14 protein-coding genes and 1 tRNA gene are annotated in these 15,705 nt (G+C 52.2%); all 15 read right to left on the reverse strand.

Annotated elements, in window-relative coordinates; genetic code table 11:
* Window positions 1–139: GTP-binding protein (locus tag Q8O92_04690; GenBank protein MDP2982610.1), on the reverse strand; the 139-nt coding region annotated here is incomplete at its 3' end.
* Between the two features lie 238 nt (window positions 140–377).
* Entirely contained in the window at window positions 378–2,471 is a 2,094-nt protein-coding gene (gene fusA / locus Q8O92_04695; protein ID MDP2982611.1) for an elongation factor G, read from the reverse strand.
* A 129-nt stretch (window positions 2,472–2,600) separates the two neighbouring features.
* Window positions 2,601–3,071: a 30S ribosomal protein S7 gene (rpsG, locus tag Q8O92_04700; protein MDP2982612.1), complete on the reverse strand. Its 471-nt coding sequence runs from the start codon at window positions 3,069–3,071 to the stop codon at window positions 2,601–2,603.
* A 16-nt stretch (window positions 3,072–3,087) separates the two neighbouring features.
* Window positions 3,088–3,462: a 30S ribosomal protein S12 gene (gene rpsL / locus Q8O92_04705; protein MDP2982613.1), complete on the reverse strand. Its 375-nt coding sequence runs from the start codon at window positions 3,460–3,462 to the stop codon at window positions 3,088–3,090.
* A 177-nt stretch (window positions 3,463–3,639) separates the two neighbouring features.
* A complete protein-coding gene (rpoC, locus tag Q8O92_04710; protein MDP2982614.1) occupies window positions 3,640–7,767 on the reverse strand; it encodes a DNA-directed RNA polymerase subunit beta' in 4,128 nt (1,375 codons plus the stop codon).
* 118 nt (window positions 7,768–7,885) lie between these two features.
* Entirely contained in the window at window positions 7,886–11,683 is a 3,798-nt protein-coding gene (rpoB, locus tag Q8O92_04715) for a DNA-directed RNA polymerase subunit beta (GenBank protein MDP2982615.1), read from the reverse strand.
* Window positions 11,684–11,869: 186 nt separating this feature from the next.
* Entirely contained in the window at window positions 11,870–12,259 is a 390-nt protein-coding gene (gene rplL, locus Q8O92_04720; protein ID MDP2982616.1) for a 50S ribosomal protein L7/L12, read from the reverse strand.
* A 105-nt stretch (window positions 12,260–12,364) separates the two neighbouring features.
* Window positions 12,365–12,889, reverse strand: a complete 525-nt coding sequence (rplJ, locus tag Q8O92_04725) for a 50S ribosomal protein L10 (protein ID MDP2982617.1) — start codon at window positions 12,887–12,889, stop codon at window positions 12,365–12,367.
* A 79-nt stretch (window positions 12,890–12,968) separates the two neighbouring features.
* Window positions 12,969–13,670 (reverse strand): 50S ribosomal protein L1, encoded by a 702-nt coding sequence (rplA, locus tag Q8O92_04730; GenBank protein ID MDP2982618.1) that lies wholly within the window; start codon window positions 13,668–13,670, stop codon window positions 12,969–12,971.
* 61 nt (window positions 13,671–13,731) lie between these two features.
* A complete protein-coding gene (gene rplK, locus Q8O92_04735) occupies window positions 13,732–14,154 on the reverse strand; it encodes a 50S ribosomal protein L11 (protein ID MDP2982619.1) in 423 nt (140 codons plus the stop codon).
* An 18-nt stretch (window positions 14,155–14,172) separates the two neighbouring features.
* Window positions 14,173–14,706, reverse strand: a complete 534-nt coding sequence (gene nusG / locus Q8O92_04740) for a transcription termination/antitermination protein NusG (GenBank protein ID MDP2982620.1) — start codon at window positions 14,704–14,706, stop codon at window positions 14,173–14,175.
* Between the two features lie 159 nt (window positions 14,707–14,865).
* Entirely contained in the window at window positions 14,866–15,072 is a 207-nt protein-coding gene (gene secE, locus Q8O92_04745) for a preprotein translocase subunit SecE (protein MDP2982621.1), read from the reverse strand.
* 73 nt (window positions 15,073–15,145) lie between these two features.
* Window positions 15,146–15,221: transfer RNA gene (locus Q8O92_04750), tRNA-Trp, on the reverse strand.
* A 22-nt stretch (window positions 15,222–15,243) separates the two neighbouring features.
* The gene (gene rpmG, locus Q8O92_04755; protein MDP2982622.1) at window positions 15,244–15,396 is read right to left on the reverse strand and encodes a 50S ribosomal protein L33; all 153 of its coding nucleotides are present in this window, start codon (window positions 15,394–15,396) and stop codon (window positions 15,244–15,246) included.
* An 8-nt stretch (window positions 15,397–15,404) separates the two neighbouring features.
* The coding region (gene tuf, locus Q8O92_04760) for an elongation factor Tu (GenBank protein MDP2982623.1) at window positions 15,405–15,705 on the reverse strand (301 nt) is incomplete at its 5' end.

The raw sequence follows: 15,705 nt of genomic DNA on the forward strand, positions 1-15,705 counted from the left end.
ACGTCATGTGCTGCGCCAATCCCCTCTTCGCCTGCACATTCGTTATCCCGCTCGTCAACGTCGTCTTCCCATGATCGATGTGGCCTATCGTCCCTACATTCACGTGCGGCTTCGTCCGCGCAAATTTCTCCTTCGCCATGTGGATTCCTCCTTTATTCAACAATATAGCATGTATTTATTGACAATATTTCATGTGATAGCGGAAGTAGATCCTGAAACAAGTTCAGGATGACACGTGTCATGCCGAACTTGTTGCCGCTTCGCGGGAACGATGAAACCGTTGCCGTTTCCCGGGAACGGTGAAACCGTTGCTGTTTCTCGGGAACGGTGAAACCGTTTAGGCATCTATACATACAGACGCCCTGCATCAGTACCTATCATACTTCCTGATACTTCCCTCCGAACTGCGCTACCAGTTCTCTGGCCAGGTTAGGGGAAACAGGGATATACGAATGAAATTCCATGGTATATATCGCCCGCCCCTGGCTCATCGAACGCAGCCGGGTGGAATACCCGAACATCTCGGAGAGAGGCACCAGCCCCCGGATTATCTGAGCGTCCGGACGGTTTTCGATTTTTTCTATTTTGCCGCGCCGCATATTCAAATCGCCCATGATATCTCCGGAATACTGCTGGGGAGTGATTACCTCAACCGACATGATCGGTTCAAGGAGCACCGGCCCCGCTTTCTTGACTCCTTCCTGAACCGCTATGGAAGTGGCAATACGGAACGCCAACTCCGAAGAATCAACCTCATGATAGGAGCCGTCCACAAGCTTCACATGAATATCCACCATCGGGAATCCGGCTATGACCCCTGAATTCATGGCATCTTGGGCGCCCTTGCGGCAGGCGCCTATGAATTCCCGCGGAATGGCGCCTCCTACAATCTTGTCTTCAAATACCATGCCGGCGCCTTTTTCAGTCGGCCCGATGATGATTTCAACATGCCCGTACTGGCCGCGCCCGCCGCTCTGACGGATAAACTTGCCCTCGCTCTCTACCTCATGGGTAATCGATTCACGGTATGCGACCTGGGGTTTTCCAACATTGGCCTGTACTTTGAACTCACGGCGCAGGCGTTCGACCAGAATCTCCAGGTGAAGCTCTCCCATGCCGGAAAGAATGGTCTGGCCGGTTTCGGGATCGGTCTTTACCTTGAATGTGGGATCTTCTTCCGCAAGCTTGGCAAGCGAAACGTCCAACTGTTCCTGATCGGATTTTGTCTTGGGTTCTACCGCAACGTGTATTACAGGGGAGGGGAAAACCATGCGTTCAAGTATAATGGGATTTTTCAGATCACAGAGGGTGTCGCCGGTTACCGTATGTTTCAGCCCTACTGCGGCCAGAATGTCTCCGGTCATGGCAAAATCGACATCCTCGCGTTTATTGGCGTGCATTCGGAGAATCCGGCCCAGCCGCTCTTTTTTCTCGGTGGTCGAATTGATTACCATGTCTCCCTTGCGCACCACTCCGGAATACACACGGAAAAATATCAGCTTCCCGACATGAGGGTCGGTGGCCACCTTGAAAGCCAGGGCGCTGAACGGTTCTTTATCGGAAGGTTTGCGCTCGATGATCTTATCGGTCTTTGAATGATGTCCTATTACCGAAGCCATTTCTTCAGGGGAGGGGAGAAAATTGACTACCGCATCCATGAGATGGCGGATTCCCTTGTTCTTGAAAGCCGCGCCGAGAAGGACCGGAGTGATATGGCCGGATATTGTGGCTTTACGGATCGCGGCGTGGATCTGTTCCTCGTTGATGGGTTTCTCGTTAAGAAAAAGCTCAATGAGCGAATCGTCAAAATCGGAAACCGCCTCGATCATCTTCTCACGGTATTCATGGGCGATATCTTTCAGGTCTGCGGGAATCGTTTCCTCGAAAAAGGTGAGACTTGCCCCTTCACCTTCATAGAGAATGGCTTTGTTGGCTATGAGATCGATGATACCGGAGAACAGGTCGCCGGAGCCGATAGGTATCTGGATAGGAATGAACGTCGAGCGGAGCCGCTCGTGCATCATGTTGATGACCCGGTAGAAATCGGCCCCCGTACGGTCCATTTTGTTGACAAACGCAATCCGAGGAACACGGTATTCGTCGGCCTGACGCCATACCGTTTCGCTCTGCGGCTCAACTCCGCCCACCGCACAGAAAAGTCCGATCGCTCCGTCCAGCACCCGGAGAGACCTCTGTACCTCCGCCGTGAAATCCACATGGCCGGGAGTATCGATGATGTTGATGAGCGTATCACGCCAGAAACAGGTGGTAGCCGCCGAGGTGATAGTTATACCGCGCTCCCTCTCCTGCTCCATCCAGTCCATCGTTGCGGAACCGTCGTGCACTTCACCCATGCGATGCACTTTGCCGGTATAGTACAGTATCCGCTCCGTGGTGGTGGTCTTTCCGGCATCAATGTGGGCCATGATGCCTATGTTTCTTGTATCTCTCAGGGGAAAAGCGCGTTCCATATTTTCTTCCGTATTCTCATTACGATGAAAAAAACTCGGGCGACTATGACGCTCCCGAGTCATTCACCTTTGCTTATAACCGCCTGGACGGTTACAGTTCAAATCCGATGTGTATTAATCTGGCTTTGATTACCAGCGATAGTGAGCAAAAGCCTTATTCGCTTCAGCCATCTTGTGAGTATCATCGCGTTTTTTGACCGACGCGCCCTGGTTCTTCGAGGCTGCATCCATCTCCATCGCCAGTTTCTCAGCCATGGTCTTTTCCGTGCGAGCCTGCGAATACTGAATGAGCCACCGGATCGAAAGGGCCATCCGGCGCTCGGACCTGATTTCAACCGGGACCTGATAGGTTGCTCCGCCTACCCGGCGGCTTTTCACCTCGACCACGGGCTTGACATTATCAATCGCTTTCTGAAATACATCGAGCCCGTTCTGTCCGGTCCGGTTCTCGATGTATTCGATGGCGCCGTAAAAAATGGACTCGGCCACCGATTTTTTGCCTTCCTTCATCAAGTTGTTAATGAATCGTGTCACAAGAACACTTTTGAATTTCGGGTCCGGCAAAAGCTGTCTTTTGGTAACTTTTCTTCTTCTCGGCATTCACAAAACCTTTGCTTTAGGATTTCGGACGCTTGGCGCCATACTTGGAGCGGGATTTACGCCTTCCGTCAACTCCCACCGTATCAAGAGTGCCGCGCACAATGTGATAACGGACAGCCGGCAAATCCTTCACCCTGCCTCCGCGCACAAGTACAATCGAATGCTCCTGAAGATTATGCCCCTCGCCGGGTATATAAGCGGTCACTTCGATACCGTTGGAAAGCTTCACACGGGCTATCTTACGGAGAGCGGAGTTCGGTTTTTTCGGAGTGGCCGTATACACACGGGTACAGACGCCCCGTTTCTGCGGGCATGATTTCAGAGCCGGAGCCGAACTCCTGGCTTTCTGAGTCGAACGCCCTTTTCGTATCAACTGATTGATTGTCGGCACTTCATTCCTCCAAATAAACACAGCCGTCAGCCACAAGTTAGAAAATAACTAAACTATTTTTGCTAAGAGCATTTTTGTAATAGATTTGAAATATACTTATTTATCTTTTCAATGTCAATATTTTTTTTGTTGGGGTTCGGTTTCCCGAACCCCTTTTTCCCCGGACTGGAAAAATAACTATTCGTCCCCTTTGTCATTGATCGGCGCAACAATGTCATCTTCTGTCAGCTCCTTGGTAATGATTTCAGGAGGGCGCTCAATACCGAGCATCTCATCGAACTCATCCGCCGGGGTAACCATCCGGATGTCGCGGTATCTCATCATCCCGGTACCCGCAGGGATAAGGTGTCCGATAATCACATTCTCCTTGAGTCCCTTGAGCTTATCGACCTTGCCCTGAATAGCCGCTTCGGTCAAAACACGGGTCGTTTCCTGGAACGATGCCGCAGAAACGAATGACTCGGTGAAGAGAGAAGCCTTGGTTATGCCGAGGAGCAGCGGCTCGAACGTAGCCGGCTCTCCGCCTTCATCCACTACCCGGTTATTCGCTTCGGTGAACGTTAATTTGTCCACCTGGGCGCCTTCCAGGAAGTTCGTGTCGCCCGGGTCGACTACCTGCACTTTTTGCAGCATCTGACGGACGATGATCTCGATATGCTTATCATTGATCTTCACTCCCTGCAAACGGTACACTTCCTGAATTTCATTCAGGAGGTATTCCTGAACACGGTGAATTCCATTAATGCGCAGAATATCGTGAGGAATCACCGCGCCTTCGGTCAACCGTTCTCCTGCTTTCACATAGTCGCCTTCAAATACCAGTAGATGCTTCCCATAAGGTATCAGATATTCGCGGACGAATTCGTTCTCACCCCTGACCATCACTTTGCGGGAGCCTCTGACCAGTCCGCCGATCTCGACAATACCGTCGATTTCGGATATGATCGCCGGGTCCTTGGGTTTCCTTGCCTCGAAGAGCTCGGCCACACGGGGCAGGCCGCTGGTAATGTCGCGGGTTTTAAACCGCTCGTTCTGGATCATGGCCAACGTTTCACCGGCACGGAGCGCCTGGCTGTCATCCACCATGATTCGGGACCCGACCGAAAGGTAGTACGCGCGGAGCTTGTTCCCCTCGCTGTCGAGAATATCGATGTGCGGGGTAATGGTCCTGTTCCGCTGGTCGATAACAAACCGCTGCCGATGACCGGTTTCCGCATCCACTTCAAACCGGAAAGTTATACCTTCGATCACATTTTCAAAGTGGGCGACGCCCGCCTTGTCGGTAACGATAAGGGTATGGTTCGGCTCCCAGGTATAGATGCTTGCGCCATCTTCTATCCAGTCCCCGTCATTCACCGTGAGCCTGGAACCGTAGGGAACCTTGTAGGTATTGATGATCCGGCCGGTCTTGTCTTCGATGATAATTTCACCGCTACGGGTGGTTACCACCTTTATCCGCACATCGTACCGTACCCAGGACAGATTCTCGCTGAATACAACCTTTCCGCCCTTTTTAACAGTTATCTCGGACTGTTGGGACAAACGTTCGCCTGCTCCTCCAATATGGAACGTGCGGAGAGTGAGCTGTGTGCCCGGTTCGCCGATAGACTGCGCGGCAATCACTCCCACAGCCTCGCCTATATCGACCAGCTTGATCTTGGCCAGATTCAGCCCGTAACACTTGGAGCAAATGCCGCGGCGCGATTCACAGGTCAACACCGAACGGATGAGAATGGTGTCCAGGGTGGAATCGTTGATCTCCTTCACCATCTCGTCATAGATAAGATCATTGGTATGGCAGATGATTTTGCCGCTTTCCGGATCGATAATATCTTCAAGCGGAATGCGTCCATAGAGACGGTCGCCGAGTTTCTCCACCACCTGCTCGCCTTCTTTGAGCGCGGACATCTCGATCCCGTGATAGGTCCCGCAGTCTTCTTCGATCACAATGCAGTCCTGGGCCACATCCACAAGCCTTCTCGTGAGGTATCCGGCTTCCGCGGTTTTGAGCGCCGTATCCGCCAGACCCTTGCGGGAACCGTGGGTGGAAATGAAGTACTCAAGCACACTGAGCCCTTCACGGAAGTTCGAGGTGATGGGCGCCTCGATAAAGTCGCCGTATCCGCCGGTAATTTTCTTCTGCGGTTTCTGCATGAGTCCGCGCATTCCGGCCAACTGCTTGATCTGGTCCTGAGACCCTCTCGCTCCCGAGTCCGCCATCATGAAGAGCGGGTTGAAACCGCCTTCCGACTGACGGAGCGTCTCGAACACTGTCTGTGCCACCCGGGCGGCCGTATGCGACCACTCGTCTATGGTCTGGTTGGCCCGCTCACCGTCGGAGATGATACCGTTTTCATATTTCTCGCGGATTTCATTTACCCGCGAATTGGCTTCCTTCACCAGCTTGTGTTTTTCATCCGGGATTATCACATCCTCGATTCCGATCGAGATTCCGGAGTAGGTGGCATACCGGAATCCCATGTCTTTCAGTGCATCCAGGAAATCTACAGTAACCTGACGGCCGTTCTTGCGGAATGTTTCGGCCACAATCTTCTTCATGGTTCCGGCGTCGACATTCCGGTTGAGGAACGGAGAACCCACAGGCATGATGTTATTGAATACCAGCCGTCCCACGGTCGTTTCATAAACTTTGCCGTTAAGCCGCACTTTCATTTTGGTGTTGAGGGATATGAGTCCCGTCTCGAAAGCCATTTTTGCTTCCGCTTCATTGGCAAAAATCCTTCCCTCGCCGCGGGGATCATCGGACATCTTGGTGAGGTAGTAGCATCCCAGGGCGATACACTGGGGTTTGTCCACCACAATGGGTTTCCCGGAAGCAGGCGAAAGGATATTATTGCTGGCGAGCATGAGGACGTTAGCCTCGATCTGCGCCTCGAACGACAACGGCAGATGCACAGCAATCTGGTCGCCGTCGAAGTCCGCGTTGAACGCCGCGCACACCAGCGGATGAAGCTGCAGCGCCTTGCCTTCGATGAGAACCGGAAGAAACGCCTGAATACCCAGACGGTGCAGGGTGGGTGCACGGTTCAAAAGGACGAAGTGATCCTGGCAAAGCTCTTCCAGAATATCCCACACCTCCGGAGAAGAGCGCTCGACCAGTTTCTTGGCATGCTTGATGGTCGTCCGCTCGTCACGCTGGTTCAGCCGCCTGATGATGAACGGTTTGAAAAGCTCGAGCGCCATGGATTTGGGAAGCCCGCACTGATGAAGCTTCAGTTCCGGTCCCACCACAATCACCGACCGGCCCGAATAATCGACCCGCTTGCCCAGGAGATTCTGACGGAACCGCCCCTGCTTCCCTTTAAGAAGGTCCGAAAGGCTCTTGAGCGCCCGGTTGCCGTCGCCGCGGACAGCGCGGGTCCGCCGGCCGTTGTCGAACAAAGCGTCCACTGCTTCCTGAAGCATCCGTTTCTCGTTGCGGAGAATCACATCCGGGGCTTTGATCTCGATGAGCTTTCGAAGACGGTTATTACGGTTGATCACCCGGCGGTAGAGATCATTCAGGTCCGAAGTGGCGAATCGTCCTCCCTCCAGGGGAACAAGTGGCCGTAAATCCGGCGGAATAACCGGGATAACACCCATGATCATCCATTGCGGTTTGTTTGCGGACTGACGGAAAGCTTCCACTACCTTCAGGCGTTTCAGCGCTTCCTGCTTGAGCTGGGCCGAAGTTTCTATTTTAACCTGGGCGCGGAGACTGGCGGAAAGTTCAGCAATATCTATCTGGGTGAGGAGCGACTTGATCGCGCCGGCGCCCATCTCTGCCTTGAATTCTTTTCCCTGGTCTTCCAGATCCATTAATTCCTCTTCGGTCAAAAGATCCCCGGCTTTCCGGTCGCTATTACCCGGTTCGAGGACAATATATGCTTCATAGTAAATCACCCGCTCGATATTTCTTACACTGATGTCGAGCAGATAGGAAATCCGGGAAGGCAGGCTTTTGAGATACCAGATATGAGCCACAGGAACCGCGAGCTCGATGTGTCCCATGCGGTCACGGCGGACTTTGGCCTGGGTGATCTCTACGCCGCAGCGATCGCATACCACTCCGCGGTACCGGATGCGCTTGTATTTCCCGCACTGGCACTCCCAGTCTTTGACCGGGCCGAAAATCCGCTCGCAGAAAAGGCCGTCCCGCTCCGGTTTGAATGACCGGTAATTAATGGTTTCCGGCTTGGTTACCTCCCCGAACGACCATTCGCGGATTCTTTCCGGTGAAGCAAGCTGAATGCGTATCGCGTTAAATTCCGTTTTTCCCTGTATTGTTTGTTTGGGGCTGTTCACGAACATCCCTCCTTATATAGGCTGTCGACTTTCGGCGCTCTGCGTACAATGCCAGGTCTTATTCCTTGCTTTTGATCTCTGAACACTGAAAGCTTCGTGCTGAAAATATTGAATCATGCTATACTACCACTTCATTGTCCTTGAGAAGCTGGAAATCAAGCCCGAGACTCTGGAGCTCTTTGATGAGCACGTTGAATGACTCGGGAATACCCGGTTCCGGCGGATTCTCGCCTTTGACAATGGCTTCGTAAATCCTGCTCCGTCCAAGAACATCATCGCTCTTGACTGTCAGCATTTCCTGGAGAATATGGGCTGCGCCGTAAGCTTCCAGCGCCCAAACTTCCATCTCGCCGAAGCGCTGACCGCCGAACTGGGCCTTGCCGCCCAAAGGCTGCTGGGTAACCAGCGAATAAGGCCCGATGCTCCGGGCGTGAATCTTGTCGGCGACCAGATGAAGCAGCTTGAGCATGTATATGATGCCCACCGTCACCGGGCGATCGAACGGTACACCGGTACGGCCGTCAAAAACCTTGGTCTTGCCGTTAAGGGGAAGCCCGGCGGCCTTTAGTTCCGCCTGGATTTCATCCCAGGTTGCACCGTCAAAAACCGGGGTCTCGTAGAATTTACCCAGTTTTTCTCCCGCCCAGCCCAGATGGGTTTCCAGTATCTGGCCAAGATTCATACGGGATGGCACACCCAGAGGGTTCAGCACGATATCGACCGGAGTTCCGTCTTCCAGATAGGGCATATCCTCTTCGGGAACTATCTTGGCGACCACACCCTTGTTACCGTGACGGCCGGCCATTTTATCGCCCACCTGAAGTTTCCGTTTGCGGGCAACGCGTACTTTGACAAGTTGCGCGATTCCCGGAGACAGCTCGTCGCCACGTTGAACTTTTTCTATTTCACGCTCCACTCTTTCTTCAAGCAGGGCAATCTGATTGCCCGCCGCAGTCAGAACTTTGGCCACCCGGTATTCGATATTCTCATCGCTTGACCAGGTTCCGGTCGGCTGGAACTTTTCATAATCGATTGCCAAAAGGGATTTCTTGGTAAACGTTTTCCCGGCCTCGATCACCACCTGTCCGGTATCGGTATCTACAATATCGGAGCCGGCTTTGACCGAATAGAGAACCTTGCTCATCTCCTGAGTCCGCAGGTCTTTGAGCCTTTTGATCTTTTCCTGGAACTCTCTGCGGATTTTTTCGATGGCGTCTTTATCGACCCGCCGGGTCTTCTCATCGCGCTCCTTGCGGGAAAAGATGCGGGTATCGATGACCACGCCTTCGATTCCGGGCGGAACCTTCAGAGAAGCATCACGGACTTCTCCGGCCTTTTCACCGAAAATAGCCTTGAGGAGACGCTCTTCCGGGGAAAGCTCGGTCTCTCCCTTCGGGGTGACCTTGCCCACGAGAATATCGCCGGCTTTGACTTCGGCGCCCATCCGGATTACCCCGTTCACGTCCAGGTCTTTGACCGCATCCTCGGAGATATTGGGGAGCTCCCTGGTGAGCTCTTCAGTGCCCCGTTTGGTATCACGGACCTGGAGTTCGAATTCTTCGATATGGATGGAGGAGAAGGTATCATTCTTTGCGAGCCGTTCACTGATAACGATGGCGTCCTCGAAATTGTACCCATACCAGGGGATGAAAGCCACCAGGACGTTGGAGCCGAGCGCCAGGTCGCCGCGCTCGGTGGCGTGCCCGTCCGCCAGGATGGTGCCCGGCTCGACCCGGTCTCCCACCCGTACAAGCGGGCGCTGGCAGATGCAGGTATCCTGGTTGGAGCGTTTGAATTTGGTAAGATCGTGCACTTTTTCGTTATCGGTTGTTTCAAACACCGTCTCCGGCGTGGCCTCGGATTCATCCATCTTGACTATTATCCGGTCTCCGGAAACCCGCATCACCGTGCCGTTGACATCGGAAATTATCATGGCGCCGGAATCAATCGCAACCTTCTGTTCCATTCCGGTTCCCACCAGCGGCGCCTGCGGCTTCAGGAGGGGCACCCCCTGGCGCTGCATGTTGGAACCCATGAGCGCCCGGTTGGCGTCATCATGTTCCAGGAAGGGAATCAGAGAAGCTCCTGCGCCGACAAGCTGTTTCGGAGAAACATCCATATAGTCTACCTGCTCCGGAGATACGAGAGGGTAATCATCCCGCTTCCGTGCTTTGATAATATTGGAAACAAAGGACCCGTCCGGATTGAGCATAGCGTTTGCCTGGGCGATGGTGAATTTATCCTCCACATCGGCGCTCAGAAATTCTACAATGTTAGTTACTTTGCCATCCTGAAACTTACGGTAGGGAGTCTCAAGGAATCCGAACTCATTGATCCGTGCATGCGTGGCCAGATAAGAAATCAGACCGATGTTGGGACCTTCAGGAGTTTCAATCGGACAAACACGGCCATAATGGGTATGATGCACGTCACGGACCTCGAATCCCGCCCGCTCACGGGTAAGACCGCCGGGGCCGAGAGCCGAGAGACGCCGCTTGTGGGTCAGCTCGGAAAGGGGATTGATCTGATCCATGAACTGGCTTAGCTGGCTTGACCCGAAGAACGACGCGATAACCGTGGACACCGTACGGGCATTCACCAGATCATGCGGCGTGAGCTTTTTTTCGGAATCCCGCAGGCTCATCCGCTCCTTGATAGTTCGCGCCAACCTGGAAAGACCGACATTGAACTGGTTGGCGAGGAGTTCTCCCACCGTCCGCACCCGCCGGTTGCCCAGATGATCGATGTCGTCGGTGTAGTGGCCTTCCGCTTCTATGCTGAGACCCAGCATGTATTTTATGATCGCAGAAAAATCCTCACGCGTAAGGACGGTGGGATTGTCCGGGTCGCCCCATGAATTCAAACGGTGCCCCATACGGTACCGTCCCACATCCCCCAGATTATAGCGCTTGGAGTTAAAGAACATGCGCTCGATAAGATTGCGAGCCGTTTCTATATTCGGCGGGTCGCCCGGACGCAGGAGCGAATAGATGCGCTGAAGAGCTTCTTCCTCGTTTTTGGTCGGGTCCCGTTTCAAAGTATTTTCCAAAACGGTTGAATCTTTCAACCGGTCATACTTGAGAACCTCAAGTTTAAAAACCTTCAGGTTCTTTAGCCGTTCGATAGTCTCTTCGGTGAGGTCATCACACGGCTCCGTTACAACCTCTCCGGTCTCCGGATCCACTACCTTTTCCATGCAGATCATATCCGGCTCGACCTTGCCGATGGGCATTTTTTCCGTCTCAAAGAAGAGCCGCCAGATGCTTTCATTATCGGAATACCCGAACGCTCTGAGAAGCATTGTGGCCGGAAACTTCCTCTTGCGGTCTATATGGGCGTACATGACATCATTGATGTCCATGGAGAATTCAACCCAGCTCCCCCGGTAGGGAATGATTCTGGCGCTGAAAAGAAGCTTCCCGTTTGGATGAGTTTCTTCACCGAAGAATACACCGGGCGACCGGTGAAGCTGGCTGACTATAACCCGCTCTGCGCCGTTAATGATGAACGTTCCCGCCTCGGTCATCAAAGGCATTTCACCCAGGAACACCTGCTGCGAAATAATATCCTTGACGACCTGTTCGCTGCCCTGCTTTTCAAAGGCAATAAGACGGAGAGTCGCTTTCAGAGGGGCGGCATAGGTCATATCCCGATCTACGCATTCCACCTTCGAGTATTTCGTAACGCCTATCGAGTAATCGACAAACTCGAGATTCATGGTGTTATGAACATCGGAGATAGGGAAGATGGATCTGAATACAGCTTGCAGCCCTTGTTCCCGTCGTTTGGACGGCGGTAAATCCAATTGCAGGAAATTATTGAATGATGAGATCTGGAGGTCGAGAAGATAAGGCATATCAACAACCGTAGGAATCTTTGCAAAAGACTGCCTCTCGATTTTTTTTCTGTCCCTCAAAATAATCACGCTCCCGATAAAGTTAGAGTTTTAAATTTCGACAAAAAGCGGAAATCCGGGCATAGCATTCTCTTATACGCTCCACACCGGATTCCCGCCTATAAATTCAAACATATATCAGCACCGGCCAAACTACCAATTCAATTATCGTTCGCCCGAGTGCGTACATTTCCTATCCAGATAGTGTTATTTGATATCTACCGATGCTCCCTGCTCCTCAAGCTTGACCTTGGCCGATTGTGCAGCCGCCTTCTCGACAGCTTCAAGAACCTTGTTCGGAGTACCTTCCACCAGATCCTTGGCTTCCTTGAGACCTAATCCGGTCAGCTCGCGAACCACCTTGATCACCTGGATCTTCTTTTCACCAATTACGGTGAGCATCACATCGAATTCGGTCTGTTCCTCAACCGGCGCAGCTTCAGCCGCAGCAGCACCGGCCGCAGAACCCGCCATCATTACCGGAGCAGCGGCCTCGACACCGAATGTTGATTCAATGGCTTTGACGAGCTCGGAAAGCTCTATAACAGTCAACTCTCCAATCTGATTAACCAGATTTGCGATTTTTTCCCCTGCCATGGTATTCCTCCATTATTTTTGATAGCGGCCCCTCTCATCCCCGGCAAAGGGATTGAGAAGCCATAAGGATTATATACTTAAAAATTCAAAATCTTAAAGGTATCGTCAATCCGGCTCTCCGGTTTTCTTTTCCCTGAGTGCATCCACCGTACGGACAAGCTTGGTCGGCAACGCATTGAGAACCCTGGCCAGCTTCACCATCGGTGCATTCAAAGCTGAAGCCACCTGGGCATACAATTCATGTTTTGTGGGTAGCTTGGAGACAATTTCCATCTGCTCGGCTTTGACCACGGAGCCGTCCACCAAACCTGCCTTTATGGCGCCATGGGCACGGTTTTTCAGAAACACCAGAAGCAGCCGCGCGGGGATAACCGAATCCTCTTTTGACCAGATCACTCCCGTTGGACCGCTGAAAAAACTGTCGAAATTCTCTACTCCGGCTTCCCTGAGCGCACGCTTGGCGAGGGTATTCTTTACAACCTTCATAGAGATGCGGGCTTCACGGAGCTTCTTTCTCAGCTCGGTAATCTCGGCGACATTCAATCCCTTGAAGTCCATGAGGTAAACGCCGGGAGACCCGAAAACCGTGACAAATTCACCGACAACCGTATTTTTTTCTTCTTTATTCATTCTGCCTCCCCATATGACCAGACACTATCATCGCTGAATGCTTCACCGTAAACCGAAGCCTTCCCGCGGTCTATCACTATCATGTAAGCGACTGGAGTAAAGCCGTCCTGTCGATTTTAATTCCGGGGCTCATCGTGGATGTGATGGTTATGCCCTTGACATAGGTTCCCTTTGCCGTTGAAGGCTTGGCCCGCACTACCGCATCCATGAAGGTGAGCAGGTTTTCCCTGATCTGTGCATCGCTGAAAGACAATTTCCCCAACGGCACATGAAGGTTTCCTGCCTTGTCCACCCTGAATTCGATCTTTCCGGCTTTGGCGTCACGAATCGCGCCCGCGATATCAAAGGTAACCGTTCCGGATTTGGGATTGGGCATAAGTCCGCGCGCTCCCAGAATTTTTCCCAGACGCCCCACTATTTTCATCATATCGGGAGTAGCAATCGCAACATCAAAATCAAGCCAGCCGCCCTGGATTTTTTCCACAAGGTCTTCTGCGCCGATATAATCGGCGCCGGCTTCCCTGGCCGTGAGCTCATGCTCGCCCTTGGCAAAAACAAGTACCCGTATCTTGCGACCGGTCCCATGAGGCAATACTACCGTGCTTCGCACCATCTGGTCAGCGTGTCTGGGGTCCACTCCCAGCCGTACAGCGCATTCGACTGTCTCGTCGAATTTCGCTCTCGGGAGCTGGTGCAAAAGCTGAATACCTTCATCAAGGAGGTAATGCCTGGTCCGTTCAACCTTTTCGGCCGCCTCCTTGTACCTTTTCCCCCGTTTCATTCAGTGCTCCCGTAAGTTTGGAATCCGGTATTGTTTTTCACCGTATCCGGTTTTGATTTGTTTATTCTATTAAAATTCCCATGCTGCGCGCCGTTCCCATCACCATGCTCATGGCGGTATCGACACTCGCCGCATTCAAGTCTTTCATTTTAAGCTCCGCAATCTCACGAACCTGCGCCATACTGACCTTGCCTACCTTGTCACGGTTTGGAACGTTCGATCCCTTTTCAAGCTTGGCAGCCTTCAAAAGAAGCCGTGAAGCGGGCGGGGTCTTGGTTACATACGTGAAGGAACGGTCGCTGTACACGGTGATTACCACCGGAATGATCATTCCCGTCTGAGCCTGGGTTTTGGTGTTATAGGATTTGCAGAACTCCATGATGTTCACACCATGAGCTCCCAGCGCTGGCCCGACCGGAGGCGAAGGATTGGCCTGCCCGGCCGGTAACTGAAGCTTAATGGTTGCTACTTCTTTCTTGGCCAATACTGCTCTCCTTATTTTTTATGTAGGTTTCAGCAATTCTATCTGCAGGACGTCAAGCTCCACCGGCGTTGGACGGCCGAAAATCGACACGGTAACCTTGACTTTGTTCTTGAGCGGATTCGTTTCCTCAACAGTGCCGGAGAAATCACTGAAGGGGCCGTCGATGACCTTTACCTTGTCGCCAACGACATATTTCATCGCCGGCGCCTCACGGGGTTTGCCGGCGCTGATATGACCCAGTATTCTCTCAACTTCCGAGTGTTTCAGCCTCTCGGGCCTTCGGCCAGGCCCGACGAAGCTGGTAATTCCCGGAACATTGCTGACAAAGTACTGAGTTTCATTGGTAAGGTCCATCTCAATCAACACATAGGAGGGAAGGAACTTGCGCTTGGAAGTCCTCTTCTTCCCATCCTTCATTTCGACCGTATCTTCAGTAGGCACTACCACTCTTTCAACAAGACCGCTCAATCCTGAAAGAGGCGCCTGCGTTTCGATATAAGTCTTAACCTTGTTTTCATGGCCGGACAACGTATGGACAACATACCAGTTCATGAATTTAAACCTCTCAAGCTTTCGCTACCGCTTTTAGAAGGCTTGTGAAAAACACTGTTTAGTCGATAGATGCCGAAACAAGTTCGGCATGACGTCATCCTGAACTCGTTTCAGGATCTAAATGGTAAAAAAATCACCTTTTTCACAAGCCTATTATACTTATCGTATTTTCCCGCCGGTGAAAAACCCGATAATAATGGTTATGATGATATCAAAAATTCCTATATAAGCGGCAAAAAAGATAGAGACAATAATCACCAGGATAGTAGAGCCTCTGAGTTCAAGCCAGGTCGGCCACGTTACCTTGGACATCTCGACTCTGACCTCTTTTAAAAATCTTTTTGTTTCCTCTACATACTTCGCCATTTCGTAAGCCCGTTCGTTTATAACCTCTTGATTTCTTTTTTGACCGGTATCGGACACTTTACAGTTTAGTAACTGGCAGGCCAGGAGGGACTCGAACCCCCAACACCCGGTTTTGGAGACCGGTGCTCTGCCAATTGAACTACTGGCCTGCATGCATTTGAAAAAAAGGGGCTAACGTCCTTCTTTATGCAGGGTATGCTTGTGGTCAAACTTGCAATACTTCTTGTATTCAACCCTGCCGGGGTGGAGCCTCTTGTTTTTATCCGCAGTGTAATTGCGGCGCTTGCATTCCTGGCAAACCAGATAAATCAATTCCCTGGGCATCTTTCAACCTATTCAATGATTTGGGTGACCACACCGGAGCCGATGGTACGGCCGCCTTCGCGGATGGCGAAGCGCAGCCCCTCGTTCATGGCGATGGGGGTGATCAGTTCAGCGGATATCTGAATATTGTCTCCGGGCATCACCATCTCGATACCTTCCGGCAATTGTAAAATCCCGGTCACATCCGTCGTCCGGAAGTAAAACTGCGGACGGTAGCCCGTGAAAAACGGCGTATGACGGCCCCCTTCTTCCTTGGTCAATACATACACCTGGCCCTTGAACTTCGTATGCGGGGTCACGCTCTTCGGC

It is taken from the genome of Candidatus Latescibacter sp. (assembly GCA_030692375.1).
In the GTDB taxonomy this organism is placed as follows: domain Bacteria; phylum Latescibacterota; class Latescibacteria; order Latescibacterales; family Latescibacteraceae; genus JAUYCD01.

Excerpts from the sequence above, each read along its gene's own strand:
- fusA (MDP2982611.1), bottom strand. The coding sequence starts at position 2,471 with ATGGAACGCGCTTTTCCCCTGAGAGATACAAGAAACATAGGCATCATG.
- rpsG (MDP2982612.1), bottom strand. The coding sequence starts at position 3,071 with ATGCCGAGAAGAAGAAAAGTTACCAAAAGACAGCTTTTGCCGGACCCG.
- rplL (MDP2982616.1), bottom strand. The coding sequence starts at position 12,259 with ATGGCAGGGGAAAAAATCGCAAATCTGGTTAATCAGATTGGAGAGTTG.
- rplJ (MDP2982617.1), bottom strand. The coding sequence starts at position 12,889 with ATGAATAAAGAAGAAAAAAATACGGTTGTCGGTGAATTTGTCACGGTT.
- rplA (MDP2982618.1), bottom strand. The coding sequence starts at position 13,670 with ATGAAACGGGGGAAAAGGTACAAGGAGGCGGCCGAAAAGGTTGAACGG.
- nusG (MDP2982620.1), bottom strand. The coding sequence starts at position 14,706 with ATGAACTGGTATGTTGTCCATACGTTGTCCGGCCATGAAAACAAGGTT.
- secE (MDP2982621.1), bottom strand. The coding sequence starts at position 15,072 with ATGGCGAAGTATGTAGAGGAAACAAAAAGATTTTTAAAAGAGGTCAGA.
- rpmG (MDP2982622.1), bottom strand. The coding sequence starts at position 15,396 with ATGCCCAGGGAATTGATTTATCTGGTTTGCCAGGAATGCAAGCGCCGC.